At 59.7% G+C, this 18,993-nt stretch carries 16 protein-coding genes; 5 read left to right on the top strand and 11 right to left on the bottom strand.

Going from position 1 to position 18,993, the window contains the following annotated elements; genetic code table 11:
- Positions 1–155: 155 nt before the first annotated feature.
- Positions 156–863, bottom strand: a complete 708-nt coding sequence (locus AC07XZ_RS25410; protein WP_007953037.1) for a TetR/AcrR family transcriptional regulator — start codon at positions 861–863, stop codon at positions 156–158.
- Positions 864–1,093: 230 nt separating this feature from the next.
- On the opposite strand from AC07XZ_RS25410, the gene lexA reads away from it, so the two are divergent.
- Together lexA and sulA are read left to right on the top strand one after the other, a co-directional pair.
- The gene (gene lexA, locus AC07XZ_RS25405; protein ID WP_007953044.1) at positions 1,094–1,702 is read left to right on the top strand and encodes a transcriptional repressor LexA; all 609 of its coding nucleotides are present in this window, start codon (positions 1,094–1,096) and stop codon (positions 1,700–1,702) included.
- A gap of 10 nt (positions 1,703–1,712) precedes the next feature.
- Positions 1,713–2,186: an SOS-induced cell division inhibitor SulA gene (gene sulA, locus AC07XZ_RS25400; protein WP_085748343.1), complete on the top strand. Its 474-nt coding sequence runs from the start codon at positions 1,713–1,715 to the stop codon at positions 2,184–2,186.
- An 86-nt stretch (positions 2,187–2,272) separates the two neighbouring features.
- On the opposite strand, the gene AC07XZ_RS25395 is transcribed toward sulA, so the two are convergent.
- The 7 genes from AC07XZ_RS25395 to AC07XZ_RS25365 all read right to left on the bottom strand — a co-directional run bounded on the left by AC07XZ_RS25395 (position 2,273) and on the right by AC07XZ_RS25365 (position 10,720).
- Entirely contained in the window at positions 2,273–2,506 is a 234-nt protein-coding gene (locus AC07XZ_RS25395; protein ID WP_007953047.1) for a hypothetical protein, read from the bottom strand.
- 106 nt (positions 2,507–2,612) lie between these two features.
- Positions 2,613–3,137 carry a DUF6586 family protein gene (locus AC07XZ_RS25390; RefSeq protein WP_085748342.1) on the bottom strand — a complete coding sequence of 175 codons (525 nt, stop codon included), beginning with the start codon at positions 3,135–3,137 and terminating at the stop codon, positions 2,613–2,615.
- 171 nt (positions 3,138–3,308) lie between these two features.
- Positions 3,309–5,939: a type I DNA topoisomerase gene (topA, locus tag AC07XZ_RS25385; RefSeq protein ID WP_007953057.1), complete on the bottom strand. Its 2,631-nt coding sequence runs from the start codon at positions 5,937–5,939 to the stop codon at positions 3,309–3,311.
- Between the two features lie 114 nt (positions 5,940–6,053).
- Positions 6,054–6,290 (bottom strand): DUF1653 domain-containing protein, encoded by a 237-nt coding sequence (locus AC07XZ_RS25380; RefSeq protein ID WP_007953059.1) that lies wholly within the window; start codon positions 6,288–6,290, stop codon positions 6,054–6,056.
- A gap of 99 nt (positions 6,291–6,389) precedes the next feature.
- Positions 6,390–7,565, bottom strand: a complete 1,176-nt coding sequence (fadA, locus tag AC07XZ_RS25375; protein WP_007953060.1) for an acetyl-CoA C-acyltransferase FadA — start codon at positions 7,563–7,565, stop codon at positions 6,390–6,392.
- Positions 7,566–7,594: 29 nt separating this feature from the next.
- Positions 7,595–9,742: a fatty acid oxidation complex subunit alpha FadB gene (fadB, locus tag AC07XZ_RS25370; RefSeq protein ID WP_085748341.1), complete on the bottom strand. Its 2,148-nt coding sequence runs from the start codon at positions 9,740–9,742 to the stop codon at positions 7,595–7,597.
- Between the two features lie 540 nt (positions 9,743–10,282).
- Positions 10,283–10,720: a hypothetical protein gene (locus AC07XZ_RS25365; protein ID WP_102688103.1), complete on the bottom strand. Its 438-nt coding sequence runs from the start codon at positions 10,718–10,720 to the stop codon at positions 10,283–10,285.
- A gap of 103 nt (positions 10,721–10,823) precedes the next feature.
- Here AC07XZ_RS25365 and AC07XZ_RS25360 point away from each other — a divergent pair, with 103 nt between their 5' ends.
- Positions 10,824–11,261 carry a universal stress protein gene (locus AC07XZ_RS25360; protein WP_011335197.1) on the top strand — a complete coding sequence of 146 codons (438 nt, stop codon included), beginning with the start codon at positions 10,824–10,826 and terminating at the stop codon, positions 11,259–11,261.
- Between the two features lie 76 nt (positions 11,262–11,337).
- Here AC07XZ_RS25360 and AC07XZ_RS25355 read toward each other — a convergent pair whose 3' ends face one another.
- The gene (locus AC07XZ_RS25355; RefSeq protein WP_011335198.1) at positions 11,338–13,260 is read right to left on the bottom strand and encodes an ATP-binding cassette domain-containing protein; all 1,923 of its coding nucleotides are present in this window, start codon (positions 13,258–13,260) and stop codon (positions 11,338–11,340) included.
- A gap of 215 nt (positions 13,261–13,475) precedes the next feature.
- Between AC07XZ_RS25355 and AC07XZ_RS25350 the strand changes: the two genes are divergently transcribed.
- On the top strand, positions 13,476–15,404 hold the full coding sequence (locus tag AC07XZ_RS25350; protein ID WP_102688101.1) for a transglycosylase SLT domain-containing protein: 1,929 nt from the start codon (positions 13,476–13,478) through the stop codon (positions 15,402–15,404).
- A gap of 93 nt (positions 15,405–15,497) precedes the next feature.
- Here AC07XZ_RS25350 and AC07XZ_RS25345 read toward each other — a convergent pair whose 3' ends face one another.
- Positions 15,498–17,291, bottom strand: a complete 1,794-nt coding sequence (locus AC07XZ_RS25345) for an ABC transporter transmembrane domain-containing protein (RefSeq protein ID WP_173892809.1) — start codon at positions 17,289–17,291, stop codon at positions 15,498–15,500.
- Positions 17,292–17,550: 259 nt separating this feature from the next.
- Here AC07XZ_RS25345 and AC07XZ_RS25340 point away from each other — a divergent pair, with 259 nt between their 5' ends.
- On the top strand, positions 17,551–17,730 hold the full coding sequence (locus AC07XZ_RS25340; RefSeq protein WP_102688099.1) for a PA1571 family protein: 180 nt from the start codon (positions 17,551–17,553) through the stop codon (positions 17,728–17,730).
- Positions 17,731–17,787: 57 nt separating this feature from the next.
- On the opposite strand, the gene pdxB is transcribed toward AC07XZ_RS25340, so the two are convergent.
- The gene (pdxB, locus tag AC07XZ_RS25335) at positions 17,788–18,930 is read right to left on the bottom strand and encodes a 4-phosphoerythronate dehydrogenase PdxB (protein ID WP_102688098.1); all 1,143 of its coding nucleotides are present in this window, start codon (positions 18,928–18,930) and stop codon (positions 17,788–17,790) included.
- Positions 18,931–18,993 lie beyond the last annotated feature (63 nt).

Here is an 18,993-nt window from a genome sequence, read left to right as displayed (position 1 = left end):
GATTCCTTGAAAACGAAAAACCCGTCGCCCACGAAATCACCACCTGAGGCATTGCCCGGCGGGTCGGTGATTTCAATGAGAAACGGGTTCAGAACGAGAGTCGACATGGGCGGCTAGCTTAGCGGATGTCAGCTGCCGCGCCCACCCATGGACGGTTAAACCTTGGCAGGTGCCGGTGCGGACTTGCTGCGTGGTCGCAACTGCGCGGTGGCCATGGCCGTGTCGGTGACGCCGGTTTCGGCACGCATGCCGGCAGCCAGAAACGGCACCATCAGACGCATCACCTGCTCAATGGAGGTGTTGACGCCGAAGTCGGTTTCGGCAATCGCGCGCAGGGCTTTGATACCCGACATGCTGAATGCTGCGGCACCGAGCATGAAGTGCACGCGCCAGAACAGTTCGATCGGAGGAATTCGCGGGGCGGCTTCGTTCACCAAGAGCATGTAGCGACGGAACACCTTGCCGTACATGTCTTCCAGATAACGGCGCAAGTGGCCCTGGCTCTGACTGAATGCCAGACCGAGCAGGCGCATGAAAATCGACAGATCGTTGCCGCTGCGTGGCTGAACCACCAGCGCTTGCTCGACGAGGATTTCCAGCAGCTCTTCGAGCGAAGGCTTGTTCTCTGGCTTGGCCTGGCGGCGCTCCAGCTCTTTGTCGAGGCTGATGCAGAACGGACCGAGGAAGCGCGAGAAAACCGCCTGGATCAGCGCCTTCTTCGAGCCGAAGTGATAGTTCACCGCAGCGAGGTTGACCCCTGCCTTGCTGGTGATCAGACGCAATGAGGTTTCAGCGAAACCTTTTTCCGCGAACAGCTGTTCTGCAGCATCAAGAATGCGTTCAACGGTTTCCGACTGGGCCATGGCTACTCCGCCTGACAAACACTTGTTTGAAACATACGTTTCAGCCTATGCCTTGTCAAGCCTGCCAGTTCGTTTTGGGAATGGTCGGTCAGTTATTTAACCACAACAAGGACGCCACATTAATCAGCGTCGTCACTGACCGTCCGGCGGCATGGCAAAAAACGATCATTGCCAAGACTGCTTCACTGTATATAATCCCAGTCACTGTATAAAAAGACAGAGCGATCAATATGCTTAAGCTGACGCCACGCCAAGCCGAGATTCTGGCCTTTATCAAACGCTGCCTCGAAGACAACGGCTACCCGCCGACCCGTGCGGAAATCGCTCAGGAACTGGGTTTCAAATCGCCCAACGCGGCCGAAGAGCACCTCAAGGCGCTCGCTCGCAAAGGCGCAATCGAGATGACTCCCGGTGCCTCTCGCGGCATTCGCATCCCAGGCTTCGAAGCCAAGGTCGACGAATCCACCCTGCCGATCATCGGTCGAGTGGCTGCCGGCGCGCCGATTCTCGCCCAGCAGCACATCGAAGAGTCCTGCAACATCAACCCCGCCTTCTTCCATCCACGCGCCGACTATCTGTTGCGCGTCCACGGCATGAGCATGAAGGACATCGGCATTTTCGACGGCGACCTGCTGGCGGTTCACACCACCCGCGAGGCGCGCAACGGTCAGATCGTGGTTGCGCGGATCGGCGACGAAGTTACCGTCAAACGCTTCAAGCGTGACGGCAGCAAAGTCTGGCTGATTGCCGAAAACCCCGAGTTCGCCCCTATCGAAGTCAACCTGAAAGACCAGGAACTGGTGATCGAAGGCTTGAGTGTCGGCGTCATCCGCCGCTAAAGGAGGCTTTATGCAGTTCCCACACGTACCTCAGCAAACACAACTGCCGTTGTTCGAGGCATTTCTGGCGCAGCCCCTCGCCCCCATCCTCAAAGATGTCGTCGAGCGTCCGTGGAATACCGAACCTGAAGCGTTCAGCGAGCTGTCACTGCGCGGCGCGACCGGGAACTGCCTGAGCCTGCTGGCACCGATTCTTCGCGAACTGAGCGAGGATCAGGACGCACGCTGGCTGACCCTGATTGCACCGCCTGCCAGCCTGACCCAGACCTGGCTACGGGACGCAGGATTGAATCGCGAACGCATCCTGCTGTTACAACCGCGCGGCGCTCAAAGCGCCCAGCAACTGGCCTGCGAAGCATTACGCCTGGGCCGCAGCCACACGGTCGTCACGTGGCTGAACACACTGAGCGCAGGGTCACGGCAACAGCTGATCAGCGCCGCCCGCACCGGGGACGCTCAAAGCCTGAACATTCGTTTGGGGTGATTCAGCAACAATGCGCGCCATGTAAAGCGCAGGGCTTCTCCAGGGATAGAGAAGCCGATCTGGAGCAGTAACTGACAGACAGCGGATCAATGAAGAACCCGCGGCCCCTCATCCTTATCGAATTCGCCTTCAACCATACGCCCCGCCATTTGCACGCCGACGCTCAACATCGCCTTGGCAATTTCAACGTGCTGGCCCTGCAGAAACGCCTTGGCATCCTCGGAGAAATCCAGAGTCACCAGAGAACCCTCGTCCTCGGCTCTGCGCAGTTCGATTCGGCCGTCTGGTAGCTCGACAATTTCTAGAAAGGACGTTGGCATATAGGTCTGTTCTCCACGAAAGGCAGGGATTATATAGACATCATTCAGGCTTCGCTCGGGATCTTGACCAGCAGCACGCCTCTCGTCGCCGCCAGTCCAAAGTTCCTCAGCACTCGTTCAAGCCTTCACGGAAGCGAATCGCCAGCCCTTTGAGGTTCTGCCGCCAGCTCTCGAGCTCTTCGCGGCTCAGCTCTTCAACCACCTCTTCTTCATCCAGATTCACGGTCTGAATCAACGGCTGCGTCACATCGCCCTTCGGTTTGTGTGGCACCCGTGGTGGCTGAAACAGCGCCGAGTGCGCAGCCAGCAATTTAGCCAGCCAAGTCTCCGGGTTGCCTGCCAGCTCAATCATTTCCGCCAGCTCTGGAATGGCAATCGACTCCAGCACTTCGCGGGTCAGCAAGGCTTCCGCCCGCGACGCATTGGCTTGCGGCAGACGGTAGAAGCCGGCGATTTCATGACACAGCCCCAACAACGCACCGTAGAGATGAAACAGTGCGGATTCGCGCCCGGCCTGAATCAGCGCCAGCGAATTCATCGCCCGCCCCTCTTCGGCCCTGGCCAGCGCTTCCAGCGACAAACCCGCGAAATAGATCTTCTGATTGGTACGGGTATAGAGCTCGTGGGCCATGTCGGCACTCTCCACAACGAAATAATTGCTTCACACAGGCCGGACAGTGTCATGGATCAGCCGATCCGACCGCAAGCATTAAACAAAAAGGCCGCATGAAAACCCGAAGGTTGTCATGCGGCCTTTTGTGTTGAAGATGCCCAGTCAGGACACCTTCAGATCAACGCCTGCTCAAGCCTTGGCTTTCGCCGGACGCTTGTCTTCAACCGTCCACTTGCCACCGTCAAAGAACGCTTTCCAGCCTGTCGGCTTGCCGTCGACTTCGGTCTGAACGTATTGCTCCTTGGTCTTGCGGCTGTAGCGGATCACGGCTGGCAGACCATCCGGATCCTTCTGCGGCGCTTCACACAGGAAGTGATACTTCGGATCGATCTCGTCCTTGTGCGGCAGAATCTCGATCACCAGCGGAGCACGGGTCTCGCGGTTTTTCGGGAACTGACTGGCCGCCAGGAACAGGCCGGACGCACCGTCACGCAGGATGTAGGTGTCGTTGACCTTCTCGCATTTCAGCTCAGGCATCTTCACCGGATCCATCTTCGGCGGCGCCGCATCACCGCTCTTCAGCAGCTTGCGGGTGTTCTTGCACGTCGGGTTGGTGCAACCGAAGAACTTGCCGAAACGGCCGGTCTTGAGCTGCATCTCGCTGCCGCACTTGTCGCATTCCAGGCTCGGACCTTCGTAGCCCTTGATGCGGTAGCTGCCTTCTTCGATTTCGTAGCCGGCGCAATCAGGGTTGTTACCGCAGATGTGCAGCTTGCGCTTCTCGTCGAGCAGGTAGGCGTCCATCGCTGTGCTGCAGATCGGGCAGCGATGCTTGCCGCGCAGTACCAGGGATTCCGACTCACCCTCGTCATCCGCCGCGATTTCGTCGCCCGGCACCAGGTTGACGGTGGCCTTGCAGCGCTCTTTCGGCGGCAGGCTGTAGCCCGAGCAGCCGAGGAACACGCCGGTCGATGCAGTACGGATCTGCATTGGACGGCCACAAGTGGTGCATGGAATATCGGTCATCACCGGCTGGTTGGCACGCATGCCGGCTTCCGGATTCTCCGCCACTTCGAGTTTTTTCTTGAAGTCGCCATAGAACTCGTCCAGCACGTTTTTCCAGTCGCGCTCGCCCTGAGCCACGTCATCGAGATTCTCTTCCATGCCGGCGGTGAAGCCGTAGTCCATGAGATTCGAGAAGCTTTCCGACAGACGCTCGGTAACGATGTCGCCCATCTTTTCCGAATAGAAACGACGGTTGTGCAGGGTCACGTAGCCGCGATCCTGAATGGTCGAGATGATCGCTGCGTAGGTCGAAGGACGACCGATGCCGCGCTTTTCCATTTCCTTCACCAGGCTGGCTTCCGAATAACGGGCCGGCGGCTTGGTGAAGTGCTGGGACGGATCGAGCTTGATCAGCTTCATCACGTCGCCCTGCGCCATGTCGGGCAAAACGTCGTCATCGCCAGGCTTGGTGATTTGCGGCAGCACGCGGGTGTAACCGTCGAACTTCAGAATGCGGCCCTTGGCGCGCAGCTCGAAGTCGCCGGCAGCGACGCTGACGGTAGTCGACAGGTACTGCGCCGGCAGCATCTGGCAAGCCAGGAACTGGCGCCAGATCAGCTCGTAGAGACGCTCAGCGTCGCGCTCCATGCCGGCCAGCTTGGCTGGCGTGGTGTTGGCGTCAGACGGACGAATCGCTTCGTGAGCCTCTTGTGCGCCTTCCTTGCTGCTGTAGACGTTCGGCGACTCTGGCAGGTACTTCTTGCCGAATTCGGTTTCGATGTAATCGCGCGCCATCGCCACGGCATCAGCCGAGAGGTTGGTCGAGTCGGTACGCATATAAGTGATGTAGCCGGCTTCGTAGAGACGCTGGGCCATCATCATGGTTTTCTTCACACCGAAGCCCAAGCGGTTGCTCGCGGCCTGTTGCAGTGTGGAGGTGATGAACGGTGCCGACGGTTTGCTGCTGGTCGGCTTGTCTTCACGCTTGACGATACTGTAGCTGGAGGATTTTAGCTTCTCCAGCGCGGCCGTGGCCTGCGCTTCGTTCAGTGGTTTGAAGGCTTCGCCTTTCTCGCGAGCCACTTCGAAACGCACGGTCGAACCTTTGGCGGTGCCGAGATCAGCATGCACTTCCCAGTACTCTTCCGGGTTGAACGCACGAATCTCACGCTCACGCTCGACCACCAGCTTCACGGCAACCGATTGCACGCGACCGGCGGACAGACCACGGGCGATCTTGGCCCACAGCAGCGGCGAGACCATGTAGCCGACGACGCGGTCGAGGAAACGACGGGCCTGCTGCGCGTTCACTCGATCAATGTCGAGTTCGCCCGGCTCCGAGAAGGCTTCCTGAATCGCCTTCTTGGTGATTTCGTTGAACACCACGCGCTTGTAGCGGCTGTCGTCACCACCGATGGCTTCGCGCAGGTGCCAGGCAATGGCTTCCCCCTCGCGATCCAAGTCGGTTGCGAGATAGATGGTGTCAGCATCCTTGGCGAGCCGGCGCAGCTCTTCGATGACCTTTTCCTTGCCCGGGAGGATCTCGTACTTGGCTTTCCAGCCATGCTCGGGATCGACACCCATGCGCGAGACCAGCTGCTTGCGCGCCTTCTCTTTCGGCGACAGCGCTGGCGCTTCGCCCGCAGCAGCCTTGCCGCGCTTGGCGGCAGGCTCCTTGCTGGCGCTAGCCGAACCGCTGGTGGGCAGGTCTCGGATATGGCCGATACTCGACTTCACCACGTATTGGTTGCCCAGATACTTGTTGATGGTCTTGGCCTTAGCCGGGGATTCCACAATGACCAGCGATTTGCCCATGGATCAGAAAATTCCTGAATTCTAGAAGTGAAAGGCGGTTGGCGCCTGACGCGGCACCGCTATATATAGTGGCTACAAGGTGAGGTCAAGCGCAGGGTTTTGCGCGCACTCGCCTTACGGCTTCGAAAAAAGGCTCGGTTCGGCTTGCACCAAAGCAAAGCGTGGGACCTGCTCCCCGTCAACCTCGACGGACTCCAGGAACATGCTCAAGGGACGCACCCAAAAGCCGTAATCGCCATACAGGGCTTGGTAAAAGACCACTTCTTCTTCGGTCTCGGAATGCCGCGCAACACTGAATACGCGGTACTGCGGACCTTTGTAATGTTGGTAGAGCCCAGGTTGTATCGGCATGCTTCGGCCCTCACTCAAATTTTTTCAAAATAAAAACAAAAATAAATCCGCAAAAACAAAAACCGGGGCACTTGGCCCCGGCTTCCATCGACGAGACGCTTAAACGCGTTCGAAGACGGTGGAGATGCCTTGGCCCAGGCCAATGCACATGGTGGCCACCCCGAAGGTGCCGCCATTCTGCTTCATCACGTTCAGCAAAGTGCCGGAAATACGGGCACCGGAGCAACCGAACGGGTGACCCAGGGCGATCGCGCCGCCGTGCAGGTTAACCTTCTCATTCATCTTGTCGAGCACTTTCAGGTCTTTCAGCACTGGCAGGGCCTGTGCGGCGAACGCTTCATTGAGCTCGAAGAAGTCGATATCGTTGATACCCAGGCCGGCACGTTTCAGTGCTTTCTGAGTAGCCGGTACCGGACCATAGCCCATGATGGCCGGGTCCACACCCGCTACCGCCATTGAGCGAATCACGGCCAGAGGCTGGATGCCCAGGTCTTGCGCACGCTGTGCCGACATCACGATCATGCACGAAGCACCATCGGTGATCTGCGACGAAGTACCGGCCGTTACGGTGCCGCCCTTTGGATTGAACGCCGGCTTCAGAGCCGCCAGACTTTCCAGGGTGGTTTCCGGACGAATGGTTTCGTCGTAGTCGAAGGTTTTCAGGAAACCGTTCTCGTCGTAACCCTGCATCGGGATGATTTCGTCCTTGAACTTGCCTTCCACAGTCGCCTTGTGGGCCAACTGGTGGGAACGCACGCCAAAGGCGTCCTGCTGTTCGCGAGTGATGCCGTGCATTTTGCCCAGCATTTCAGCGGTCAGGCCCATCATGCCCGAGGCTTTCGCCGCGTACAGGGACATGTGCGGGTTCGGATCGACACCGTGCATCATGCTTACGTGACCCATATGCTCGACGCCGCCAACCACGAACACGTCACCGTTACCGGTCATGATCGCTTGCGCAGCAGTGTGCAGCGCGCTCATCGACGAGCCGCACAGACGGCTGACGGTCTGGCCGGCCGAGGTGTGAGGGATCTGGGTCATCAGCGACGCCATGCGCGCGATGTTCCAGCCTTGCTCCAGGGTCTGGTTGACGCAGCCCCAGATCACGTCTTCGACTTCGGCAGGATCGACCTTGGTGTTGCGTTCCAGCAGTTTGCTGATCAGGTGCGCCGACATGTCTTCGGCGCGGGTGTTGCGGTGCATGCCGCCCTTGGAGCGGCCCATCGGAGTACGACCGAAGTCGACAATCACGACGTCTCTAGGATTCAAGCTCATAAGTTCACTCTCACTCTAGTTGGGGGCGCTTAACCGAAGAAGCTCTGGCCGTTCTTGGCCATTTCGCGCAGCTTCGCGGTCGGGTGGTACAGCGCGCCCAAATCAGCGTACTGGTCGGCCAGGGCAACGAACTCGGCAACACCGATCGAGTCGATGTAGCGCAGCGCACCGCCACGGAATGGAGGGAAACCAATACCGTAGACCAGACCCATGTCGGCTTCGGCGGCGGTTTCGACGATGCCGTCTTCCAGGCAACGCACGGTTTCCAGGCACAGCGGGATCATCATCCAGTTGATGATGTCTTCGTCAGTGACTTCGCGCTGCTCGTAGATGATCGGCTTGAGCACTTCCAGTACCGACGGATCGGCGACTTTCTTCTGCTTGCCTTTCTTGTCGGCCTCGTAGGCGTAGAAGCCCTTGCCGTTCTTCTGACCCAGACGCTTGGCTTCGTAAAGCACGTCGATGGCCGAACGACGGTCGTCCTTCATCCGGTCCGGGAAGCCTTCAGCCATTACGTCGCGACCGTGGTGGCCGGTGTCGATGCCGACCACGTCCATCAGGTACGCCGGGCCCATCGGCCAGCCGAATTTTTCCATGATCTTGTCGATACGGACGAAGTCCACACCGGCGCTGACCAGTTTGGCGAAACCGCCGAAGTACGGGAACAGTACGCGGTTGACCAGGAAGCCCGGGCAGTCGTTGACGACGATCGGGTTCTTGCCCATTTTCTTGGCGTAGGCAACGGTGGTGGCGATGGCCAGCTCGCTGGACTTCTCGCCACGGATCACTTCCACCAGCGGCATCATGTGCACCGGGTTGAAGAAGTGCATGCCGACAAAGTTTTCCGGACGCTTGAGGGCCTTGGCCAGCAGGCTGATGGAAATGGTCGAGGTGTTGGACGCGAGGATGGTGTCCTCTTTGACCTTGTCTTCGACTTCCGCCAGAACGGCTTGCTTGACTTTCGGGTTCTCGACCACGGCCTCAACGACCAGGTCGACGTGACCGAAATCGCCGTAGGACAGCGTAGGACGAATGCCGTTGAGCACTTCAGCCATTTTCGCGGCGGTCATGCGGCCTTTATCAACGCGACCGACCAGCAGCTTGGCGGCTTCAGCCAGACCTTGCTCGATGCCGTGCTCGTTGATGTCCTTCATCAGGATCGGCGTACCTTTGGAAGCCGACTGATAGGCGATACCGCCACCCATGATGCCGGCGCCCAGTACGGCAGCCTGCTTCACGTCTTTGGCGATTTCGTCATAGGCCTTGGCCTTTTTCTTCAGTTCCTGATCGTTCAGGAACAGACCGATCAAGCTCTGCGCGGCAGAGGTCTTGGCCAGTTTCACGAAACCTGCGGCTTCGACTTCCAGCGCCTTGTCACGACCGAAGTTCGCGGCTTTCTGGATGGTCTTGATCGCTTCAACCGGGGCCGGGTAGTTCGGGCCGGCCTGGCCAGCCACGAAACCTTTGGCGGTTTCGAAAGCCATCATTTGTTCAATGGCGTTCAGCTTGAGCTTTTCCAGCTTAGGCTGGCGCTTGGCCTTGTAGTCGAACTCGCCGGAGACGGCGCGCTTGATCAGCTCAAGGGCGGCATCCTGCAGTTTTTCAGGGGCAACCACGGCATCGACGGCGCCGACTTTCAGCGCGTCTTCAGGACGGTTTTCCTTGCCGGCGGCGATCCACTCGATGGCGTTGTCGGCACCGATCAGGCGCGGCAGACGCACGGTACCGCCGAAGCCCGGGTAGATGCCCAGTTTGACTTCCGGCAGACCGATCTTGGCCTTGGTCGACATGACGCGGTAGTCCGCTGCCAGGCACATTTCCAGACCGCCGCCCAGGGCGATGCCGTTGATCGCGGCAACGGTCGGAACGTTGAGGTCTTCGAAATCGCTGAAGATCTTGTTGGCTTCGAGATTGCCAGCAACCAGCTCGGCATCCGGCAGCTTGAAGTTGTCGACAAATTCGGTGATGTCGGCGCCGACGATGAAAACGTCCTTGCCACTGCTGACGATCACGCCCTTGATCGAAGCATCTGCCTTGATGGTGTCTACGGCCTGACGCAGTTCGTTCAGGGTAAGACGGTTGAACTTGTTGACGGACTCACCCTTGAGGTCGAATTTCAATTCGACGATGCCACTTTCAAGAGCTTTAACCGTGATGGCTTTACCTTCGTAAATCATCAACTGATCTCCACGATATGGAAGCTGAACAGTACACGTCGGACGCAGGCAAATGGCTCGGCAGGACGTTTTTTCGTCGATGCTGACACTCATCCACCCGGCACACCCGCCAACGCGATAGTCGGGATTCTGTAGGAGCAGTCTGCAATACAAACGCTCAATTCATACGCCCGTTTGATTTGGGTACGCCACCTTCACGGAATTTCCGACAATTGTCAATCGCCCTAAATACGGGTTGAAATTCGACTTTGCGGTCATTTCTGTAGGACGCAGCCCGGCCACACACGCTTGCATGTGAGGGCATTCATAAGATTAATAGTTAGAAAAGTCGCCCTAATTCGCCGCAAGCCTTGTTTAACAGGCTACGCTGGCTGGACTACGAAGGAAAACAGGCGCAGATTTGCTGACCGGATGACGTCGGTTCAACGCCAAAAAGAATTTCCGGCCTGCCTGGCCAACCCCGCCCGATGAATCATGTCGGGCTTTTTATTGCGCGTCTGCCGGACGTTTCGCACCGTTGCAGCGCGAAAAGTCCGCAAGTCATGCCAGCGCTTTCAGCGTGGCATCAATCTCCAGCAAAACCGACGCATCGCCCTTCTCGCCCCAATAGAGAGCGATCATCTGCTTGTCCGCCTCGACTTTGAAAACGTTGCCCGGCAATTTCTCGAAATGATTCAGCAGCAGTGGATCCTCACAAACTTCCTGCCATTGATTCACCCAAACCCCCGGGGATTTCTGCCAATACGTCCAGCACGCCGGCTGCTTGCCACGGCGTGGCCGATGGTATTGCGCGCACGGGTTTGGCGGCTCCTGAGACATCCAGTGCGGCCACTCCTGAGGCGCCAGCTGCATGGCCAGACCGATGCGCCGGGCCTCGGTGCGCAAGGCTATCCGGCCACTCTGTGCACGTGACGGACGCAACCACGCCAGCGGACTCAACACCACCAGCAGGATTGACACCACCAGCCAGACCGTCATATCTCTACTCCCGTTTTGTCATGAGCCCATTGCGTCACTTTGGAACCAATGCGCTTGAAACCAGCCATACTTAACAATATTGATCCCTCACGAGGAGCACCTCATGCCCTACCACCATATCCTGGTCGCCGTAGATCTGACCGAAGAGTGCGACCCTGTGATCCACCGCGCCCGAGAGCTGTCGGTGAGCAATGGCGCCAAGCTGTCGCTGGTGCATATCGTCGAACCGATGGCCATGGCCTTCGGCGGTGACGTACCGATGGATCTGTCACAACTGCAACAACAGCAATTCGATCAGGCCAAGGAACGCCTTGAACGCCTGAAGCACAAGTACACCGAGCTCGAAGGCGCCAACTGCCACCTGACCTACGGCCAGCCGCGTCAGGAAATCCACCATTTCGCCAAGGAACAGCAATGCGACCTGATCGTGGTCGGCAGCCATGGCCGGCATGGTCTGGCGCTGTTGCTGGGCTCGACCGCCAACGACGTGCTGCACGGCGCACCTTGCGATGTGCTGGCGGTGCATCTGGTCAAGCGCTGATCCCAGGCACTTGTGAAAAGCTAAAAAAGCCCGACGCCCATCACTGGACGCCGGGCTTTTTCATGCCTTGAAACAATCAGGCGTCCAGCTCGGCCCAACGCTCCACCAGTGCATCCAGCTCGGCCTGCAACTGCTCCAGAGAAGCGATCACCTTGGCCGTCTCGGCCGGCGGACGCTGATAGAAGCCGGCCTCGGCCATTTCAGCCTCGACAGCAGCAATCTGCTGTTCTTTAGCGTCGATGTCGCCCGGCAGCGCTTCCAGCTCGCGCTGAAGCTTGTAGCTCAACTTCTTCTTCGCAGCCGGGGCCGCAGCAACCGGCGCAGCGACCGGAGCCGGTTCGGCAGTGACCACCGCCGAATTCAGGTCGGCCTTGCCGGATTTGCTTTCGGTCACGCCCAGCAGTCGCGGCGAACCGCCCTGACGGATCCAGTCCTGATAGCCACCGACGTATTCGCGAACCTTGCCTTCACCTTCGAATACCAGGGTGCTGGTGACCACGTTGTCGAGGAATGCCCGGTCGTGGCTGACCATCAGCACAGTGCCGTTGAAGGTCAGCAGCACTTCTTCGAGCAGCTCGAGGGTTTCCACGTCGAGGTCGTTGGTGGGTTCGTCGAGTACCAGCAGGTTCGCCGGCTTGCTGAACAATTTGGCCAGCAACAGACGCGCACGCTCGCCACCGGACAACGCCTTCACCGGCGTGCGGGCACGCTGCGGGCTGAACAGGAAGTCGCCGAGGTAGCTCAGCACGTGGCGGCTCTGGCCGTCGATATCGATGAAGTCGCGACCTTCGGCGACGTTGTCGATCACGGTCTTTTCCAGATCCAGCTGATGACGCAACTGGTCGAAGTAGGCCACGTCGATCTTGGTGCCCTCTTCCACTTTGCCGCTGGTCGGTTGCAGACCGCTGAGCATCAGTTTCAGCAGGGTGGTCTTGCCGGTACCGTTGGCGCCGAGCAGGCCGATCCGGTCGCCGCGTTGCAACACCATGGAGAAGTCGCGGATCAGGAACGGGCCGCCCGGATGCGCGAAGCTCACGTTATCCAGCACCATCACCTGCTTGCCGGACTTCTCCGCTGTTTCCAGCTGGATGTTGGCCTTGCCGGTGCGCTCACGACGCTCGCTGCGCTCCACGCGCAATGCTTTCAGCGCACGTACGCGGCCTTCGTTACGGGTGCGGCGGGCCTTGATGCCCTGGCGAATCCACACTTCTTCCTGGGCCAGACGCTTGTCGAACAGCGCGTTGGCGGTTTCTTCGGCCGCCAGTGCGGCTTCTTTATGAACGAGGAAACTGGCGTAGTCGCCGTTCCAGTCGATCAGGCCACCCCGATCCAGTTCGAGGATGCGGGTGGCAAGGTTTTGCAGGAAGGAACGGTCGTGCGTGATGAACAGCACGGCGCCCTGGAAATCCTTCAGCGCTTCTTCAAGCCAGGCAATCGCACCGATGTCTAGGTGGTTGGTCGGTTCGTCGAGCAGCAGCAGATCCGGCTCGGACACCAGCGCCTGCGCCAGCAGCACACGACGACGCCAGCCGCCGGACAGTTCGGCGAGGGTCTTGTCGGCCGGCAATTGCAGGCGGCTCAGGGTGCTGTCGACCAGGGTCTGCAAGCGCCAGCCATCGCGGGCTTCGAGGTCGTGCTGAACGTGCATCAGCTTGTCCAGATCGGCATCGGTGACGATGTTCTGGCTCAGGTGATGGTATTCGGCGAGCAAGGCGCCGACGCCGTCGAGGCCTTCGGCAACCACGTCGAACACTGTCCGCTCGTCGGCCACCGGCAATTCCTGTGGCAATTCACCGATTTTCAGACCGGGGGCACGCCACACCGAGCCGTCATCAGGCTTCTGGTCGCCCTTGACCAGTTTCATCATGCTGGATTTGCCAGTGCCGTTGCGGCCGATGATGCACACCCGCTCACCACGGGCGATCTGCCAGGACACCTTGTCCAACAACGGCATCGCGCCGAATGCAAGGGACACATCGCTGAATTTGAGCAGGGTCATGAGCTTCTCCAAAAACCGGGCGCGCATTCTACCTGAATCGGGGCCCGAGCAGGCCGGCAATTTCGCCGCTGACGCACTCTGCACAACAATTGTTGCGAACTTGTGCTGCAAGGCCGGCAAAGCTTTCGCCGCCTGCTGGCAAAAGGCTAAGCTACAGACAATTCAGTGCGGGTTTTGGGCCGGCACTTGTCATGATTTCTCTGCCCGGATGTCTCATGCGCAGTCGCCTCTTCAGTGTTTTGTCATGTTTGCTGCTTTCCGCCGCTGCCGTTCAATCCGCCCAGGCGGTGGACCTGTCCACCCAACGCCAGTATTACGATGAAGCCAAGCGCGCCCTGGCCAAGGGCGACACCGGCCCGTATTTCCGTTACAGCCAGGCCCTCGCCGATTATCCGCTGGAACCATACCTGGCTTACGACGAGCTGACCGCCCGGCTGAAAACCGCCAGCAACGCGGAGATCGAAAAATTCCTCGCCGAACACGGTGACCTGCCCCAGGCCAACTGGATGAAGTTGCGTTGGCTGCGCTGGCTGGCCGATCGCGGCGACTGGGCGACGTTCGTCAAGTATTACGACCCCAAGCTGAATTTCACCGAACTCGACTGCCTGAACGCGCAGTACCAGATCAGCCACAACAAGAAGGCCGAGGGCTACGCCAATGCCGAGAAGCTTTGGCTGACCGGCAAATCCCAGCCCGCCGCCTGCGATGCGCTGTTCGGCATGTGGGCCGCCGAAGGTCAGTTGACCGAACAGAAACGCTGGGAACGCGCCAAACTCGCCGCCCAGCACCGCAACTACCCACTGGCCAACAGCCTGGTCAACGGCCTGACCACCCTCGCCCCGCGCGGTCGCCTGCTGGTGGACGTGGCGCAGAAACCGGAACTGCTCAATCAGCCGTCGCGTTTCACGCCGGCCGATGAACCGATGTCGGACGTGGTCAGCCTCGGTCTGCGCCGCCTCGCGCGTCAGGATCCGGACAAGGCCATGTCCCTGCTCGACGGTTATGCCAGCAGCATGCATTTCTCCCGCGATGAAAAAGTCGCGATCGCCCGGGAAATCGGCCTGACCCTCGCTCGGCGTTTCGACAGCCGCGCGCTGGATGTGATGACCAAGTACGACCCGGAACTGCGCGACAACACCGTGTCCGAATGGCGCCTGCGACTGCTGCTGCGCCTGGCGCGCTGGGACGACGCCTATCAACTGACCCGCCGTCTGCCGCAGGATCTGGCGACCACCAACCGCTGGCGCTACTGGCAGGCCCGCAGTCTGGAACTGGCACAACCGCAAAACCCGGAAGCGCAGACGCTGTACAAAAATCTATCGCGGGAGCGGGATTTCTACGGCTTCCTCGCCGCCGACCGCTCGCAATCGCCGTACTCGCTGAACAACAAGCCGCTGGTGCTCAGTCAGACGCTGATCAACAAAGTGCGCAACACCCCTGGCGTACGTCGTGCACTGGAGTTCCACGCCCGTGGGCAGATCGTCGACGGTCGCCGCGAGTGGTATCACGTCAGCCGGCATTTCAACCGCGACGAGATGGTCGCCCAGGCAAAACTGGCCTACGACCTGAAATGGTACTTCCCGGCTATCCGCACCATCAGTCAGGCGCAGTACTGGGATGATCTGGACATCCGCTTCCCGATGGCTCACCGCGACACTCTGGTACGCGAAGCCAAGGTGCGCGGCCTGCATTCGAGCTGGGTGTTCGCCATCACCCGCCAGGAAAGTGCGTTCATGGACGACGCCCGCTCCAGCGTCGGCGCCAGCGGCCTGATGCAACTGATGCCCGGCACCGCCAAGGAAACCGCGCGCAAGTTCAGCATTCCGTTGGCCTCGCCGCAGCAAGTGCTGGATCCGGATAAAAACATCCAGCTCGGCGCCGCCTATCTGAGCCAGGTGCACAGCCAGTTCAACGGCAACCGCGTGCTCGCCTCCGCCGCCTACAACGCCGGCCCCGGCCGCGTGCGCCAATGGCTGCGCGGCGCAGACCACCTGAGCTTCGACGTGTGGGTGGAAAGCATCCCGTTCGACGAAACCCGCCAGTACGTACAGAATGTGTTGTCCTATTCGGTGATCTACGGCCAGAAACTCAACTCGCCACAGCCGCTGGTGGACTGGCATGAGCGGTATTTCGACGATCAGTGATCGGGGCGCGTATCGCCGATAGATCGATGTAAACAAAAATGCCCGCATCAAGAGATGCGGGCATTTTTTATGGCGCTCTACTAGGTCGGTTACTTAGTCGGTTACTTGGTCGGTCAAAGCCTGATGACCATCACTGAACTGCAACGCCGCCAGCCGCGCATAGAGCGGATTGCTCGCAATCAGCTCCTGATGCGTACCAATCGCCACCAGTTTGCCCTGATCCATCACCGCGATCCGGTCGGCGTTTTTCACCGTGGCCAACCGGTGGGCGATCACCAGTGTGGTGCGGTTTTGCATCAGGCTCGGCAGCGCTTGCTGGATCAGGTGTTCGCTCTGGGCGTCGAGGGCGCTGGTGGCTTCGTCAAGCAACAGGATCGGTGCATCCACCAACAGCGCCCGGGCGATGGCCAGGCGCTGGCGTTGGCCGCCTGACAGGCCGAGGCCGCCGTCGCCCAGGTGGGTCTGGTAACCGTCGGGCATCTGTTCGATGAAGTCGTGGGCGTGGGCAATTTTCGCAGCTTCCCGCACCTGCTCCAGCGTGGCGGTCGGGCAGCCGTAGCGAATGTTCTCTTCGACACTGCCGAAAAACAGCGCCGGAGTTTGCGAGACCAGCGCGAAGCAACGACGTAGGTCCAGCGGATCAAGGCTCGTCAGCGGCACGCCATCAATAAGGATTTGCCCTTCCCGGGGATCGTAGAAACGCAGCAACAAGTCATACACCGTGGACTTGCCCGCGCCGGACGGTCCTACGAGCGCGAGGGTTTCGCCGGCGTTGATCGTCAGACTCAAGCCATCGACGGCGAGGCTTTCGGGACGCGAAGGGTAGGAAAAACGCACTTCCTGCAGTTCCAGCTCGCCTTTGACCCGTTCCGGAAGAGTCACCAATCCCGTGGTCGGTGGCTGGATGATGTTCTCCGAACGCAGCAGTTCGGCGATGCGCTCGGCAGCGCCGGCTGCTCGCTGCAATTCACCGATGACCTCACTCAACGTGCCAAACGCACTGCCGACGATCAGGCTGTAGAACACGAACGCCGCCAGTTCACCCGCAGAAATCCGCCCCGCAATTACGTCCATGCCGCCGACCCACAACATCACCGCGACGGCGCCGAGCACCAGCACGATCACCAGGGTGATCAGCCAGGCCCGCTGGAAAATCCGTTTGCGCGCGGTTTCGAACGCCTGCTCGACAGTACTGGCGAAACGCTCTTCATCCTGCACCTGATGGTTGTAGGCCTGTACGGTCTTGATCTGGCCAAGAGTCTCCGAAACATAGCTGCCAATGTCGGCGATCCGGTCCTGACTCAGCCGGGAGAGGTTACGCACGCGGCGGCCGAAAATCAGGATCGGCGCAATCACCAGCGGCAGTGCGATCACCACGATGCTGGTGAGCTTGGGGTTGGTGATGAACAGCAGCACCACACCGCCGATGACCATCAGCAAATTGCGCAGGAACAGCGACAGCGACGAGCCGATCACCGATTGCAGCAGCGTGGTGTCAGCGGTCAGCCGCGACTGGATTTCCGAACTGCGGTTGTCCTCGTAAAACCCGGGATGCAGGTACACCAGATGGTTGAATACCTGTCGACGGATGTCCGCCACCACGCGCTCACCGATCCACGACACCAGATAAAACCGCGCAAACGTGCCGACCGCCAAGCCGAATACCAAAAGCATGAACAGGCCTATGGATTGATTGAGCAGGTGCGGCGACTGGGTCATGAAGCCTTGATCGACCAGCAACTTGATGCCCTGCCCCATCGACAGGGTAATGCCGGCCGTGACGATCAGCGCGAGCAGTGCGCCGAAGGCCGGCCAGCGATAGGGAGCAAGGAAATGACTGGTCAGGCGCAAGGCCCGGCGGTGGCGCGAGGAAAGCATCGGGATCATTCAGATTCACGTCGTGTGCTGATGGATAGGGCCAGCCTACAGACTCAAATGGGGTGGAACTCTGTAAATCACAATGAGTCAGGTTAAATATGACCGGTCCGACTACTCCCTAGATGCTATTGGTCTAAGGTCCGGGTTGAGACAGACGGTCATTTCTGTTTGAGTGGAGATGCCGTTCCGGACCGACCGCAGGGAGTTGTCACAGCCTGGTCACCTGACGGTTTTAATCTAGGCACACAACCTGATGAGGAGACAGGCCATGTCCTTGCAAAACAGCAGCGATGACAAAATTGAAGTGATCCGCACCAAGCCCGGCCAACCTCTGGGTTGCTCGATCATCGATAAGGATGGGCGCGAAGTGCCAATCACTGAAGACATGATCCAGGACGCCTGCCGCGAACTGGAGAAGCGATTGGTCAAGCCTGCCGAACAAGAGTGATATCGCCACCGTCTTCCTGACCCGGCCCCTGCAGGCCGGGTTTTTTCTGCCCGCTGTTTATACGGCCACAGCGCCCAACGCAGTCACGATCTGGCGCAAGGCCGGCGAATCACCGTCGATCCGCACTTTCAAACCTTCGATCTCGCGTCGCGACGGATACTGTTTGCGCAGCAAATCAAACGCGGCACGTTGCTCACCGACGCTGCCCAGCAGCGTGCGACGGAAATCCGCATCGTCCCGGCGCGGGTCGTACACGCCACGGCACAACATCGCCAGCGCCCAGGCCGGATCGCTGTCGGCATGCAGGGAAACTTCCGACAACCATGGTGCCGGCAGCAGATCACCGAGCTGAATGCTGGCGGGCTCACCGATAAATTCGCAGTACGCCTGATAGATCTGCGCGGTGCCGCGCTGTTTGCCGTCGAGGCTGTAACCGGCAATGTGCGGCGTTGCCAGCACGCAGAGTTCGGCCAGCGCGACATCGACTTGCGGCTCGGCCTCCCAGACATCGAGCACCGCTTGCAAGTCTTCACGCTCCAGCAGCACTTCGCGCAACGCGGTGTTATCCACCACCGGACCGCGAGCCGCGTTGATCAACCAGGCGCCGGGCTTGAGCTGCTGCAAACGCTGCTCGTCGAACAAATGCCAGGTCGCACCGTCACCGCTGCGGGTCAGCGGGGTGTGCAGGCTGATCACGTCGCACTGCGCGATGACGTGCTCCAGGCTGACATAGTCGCCGCCCTCGGCCGCCTGACGCGGCGGGTCACAGACTTTCACGTTCCAGCCCAGGCCTTTGAGCACCTTGATCAGGCGACCGCCGACCTCACCGGCGCCGATCACACCGTAAGTGCGCTCACGCAAATCGACACCTTCGATTTCAGCCAGGGTCATCAGACTGCCGAGTACGTAATCAACCACGCCCCGGGCATTGCAGCCGGGCGCGCTGGACCAGGTGATCCCGGCCTCATTGAAGTAATCGAGATCCAGATGATCGGTGCCGATGGTGCAGGTGCCGACAAAACGCACCTTGCTGCCTTCAAGCAGTGCGCGGTTGACGTTGGTCACCGAGCGCACCAGCAATACATCGGCCTGTTCGACCGTGGCCCGGTCGATGGAACGGCCCGGTACCCGGCGAATCTCACCGAAACCGGCAAAAAAGGCATCGAGCAGCGGGATATTTTCGTCGGCAACAATCAGCATGGCGGGGCTCCTTGGGCGGATCGGCAGTGTAGGCGCTGGGACTGCGATGAGCCAGCAGGCTGT

Source organism: Pseudomonas sp. GW458-11-26-14-LB4 (assembly GCF_059423925.1).
This window is presented reverse-complemented; position numbering and strand designations above follow the sequence as displayed.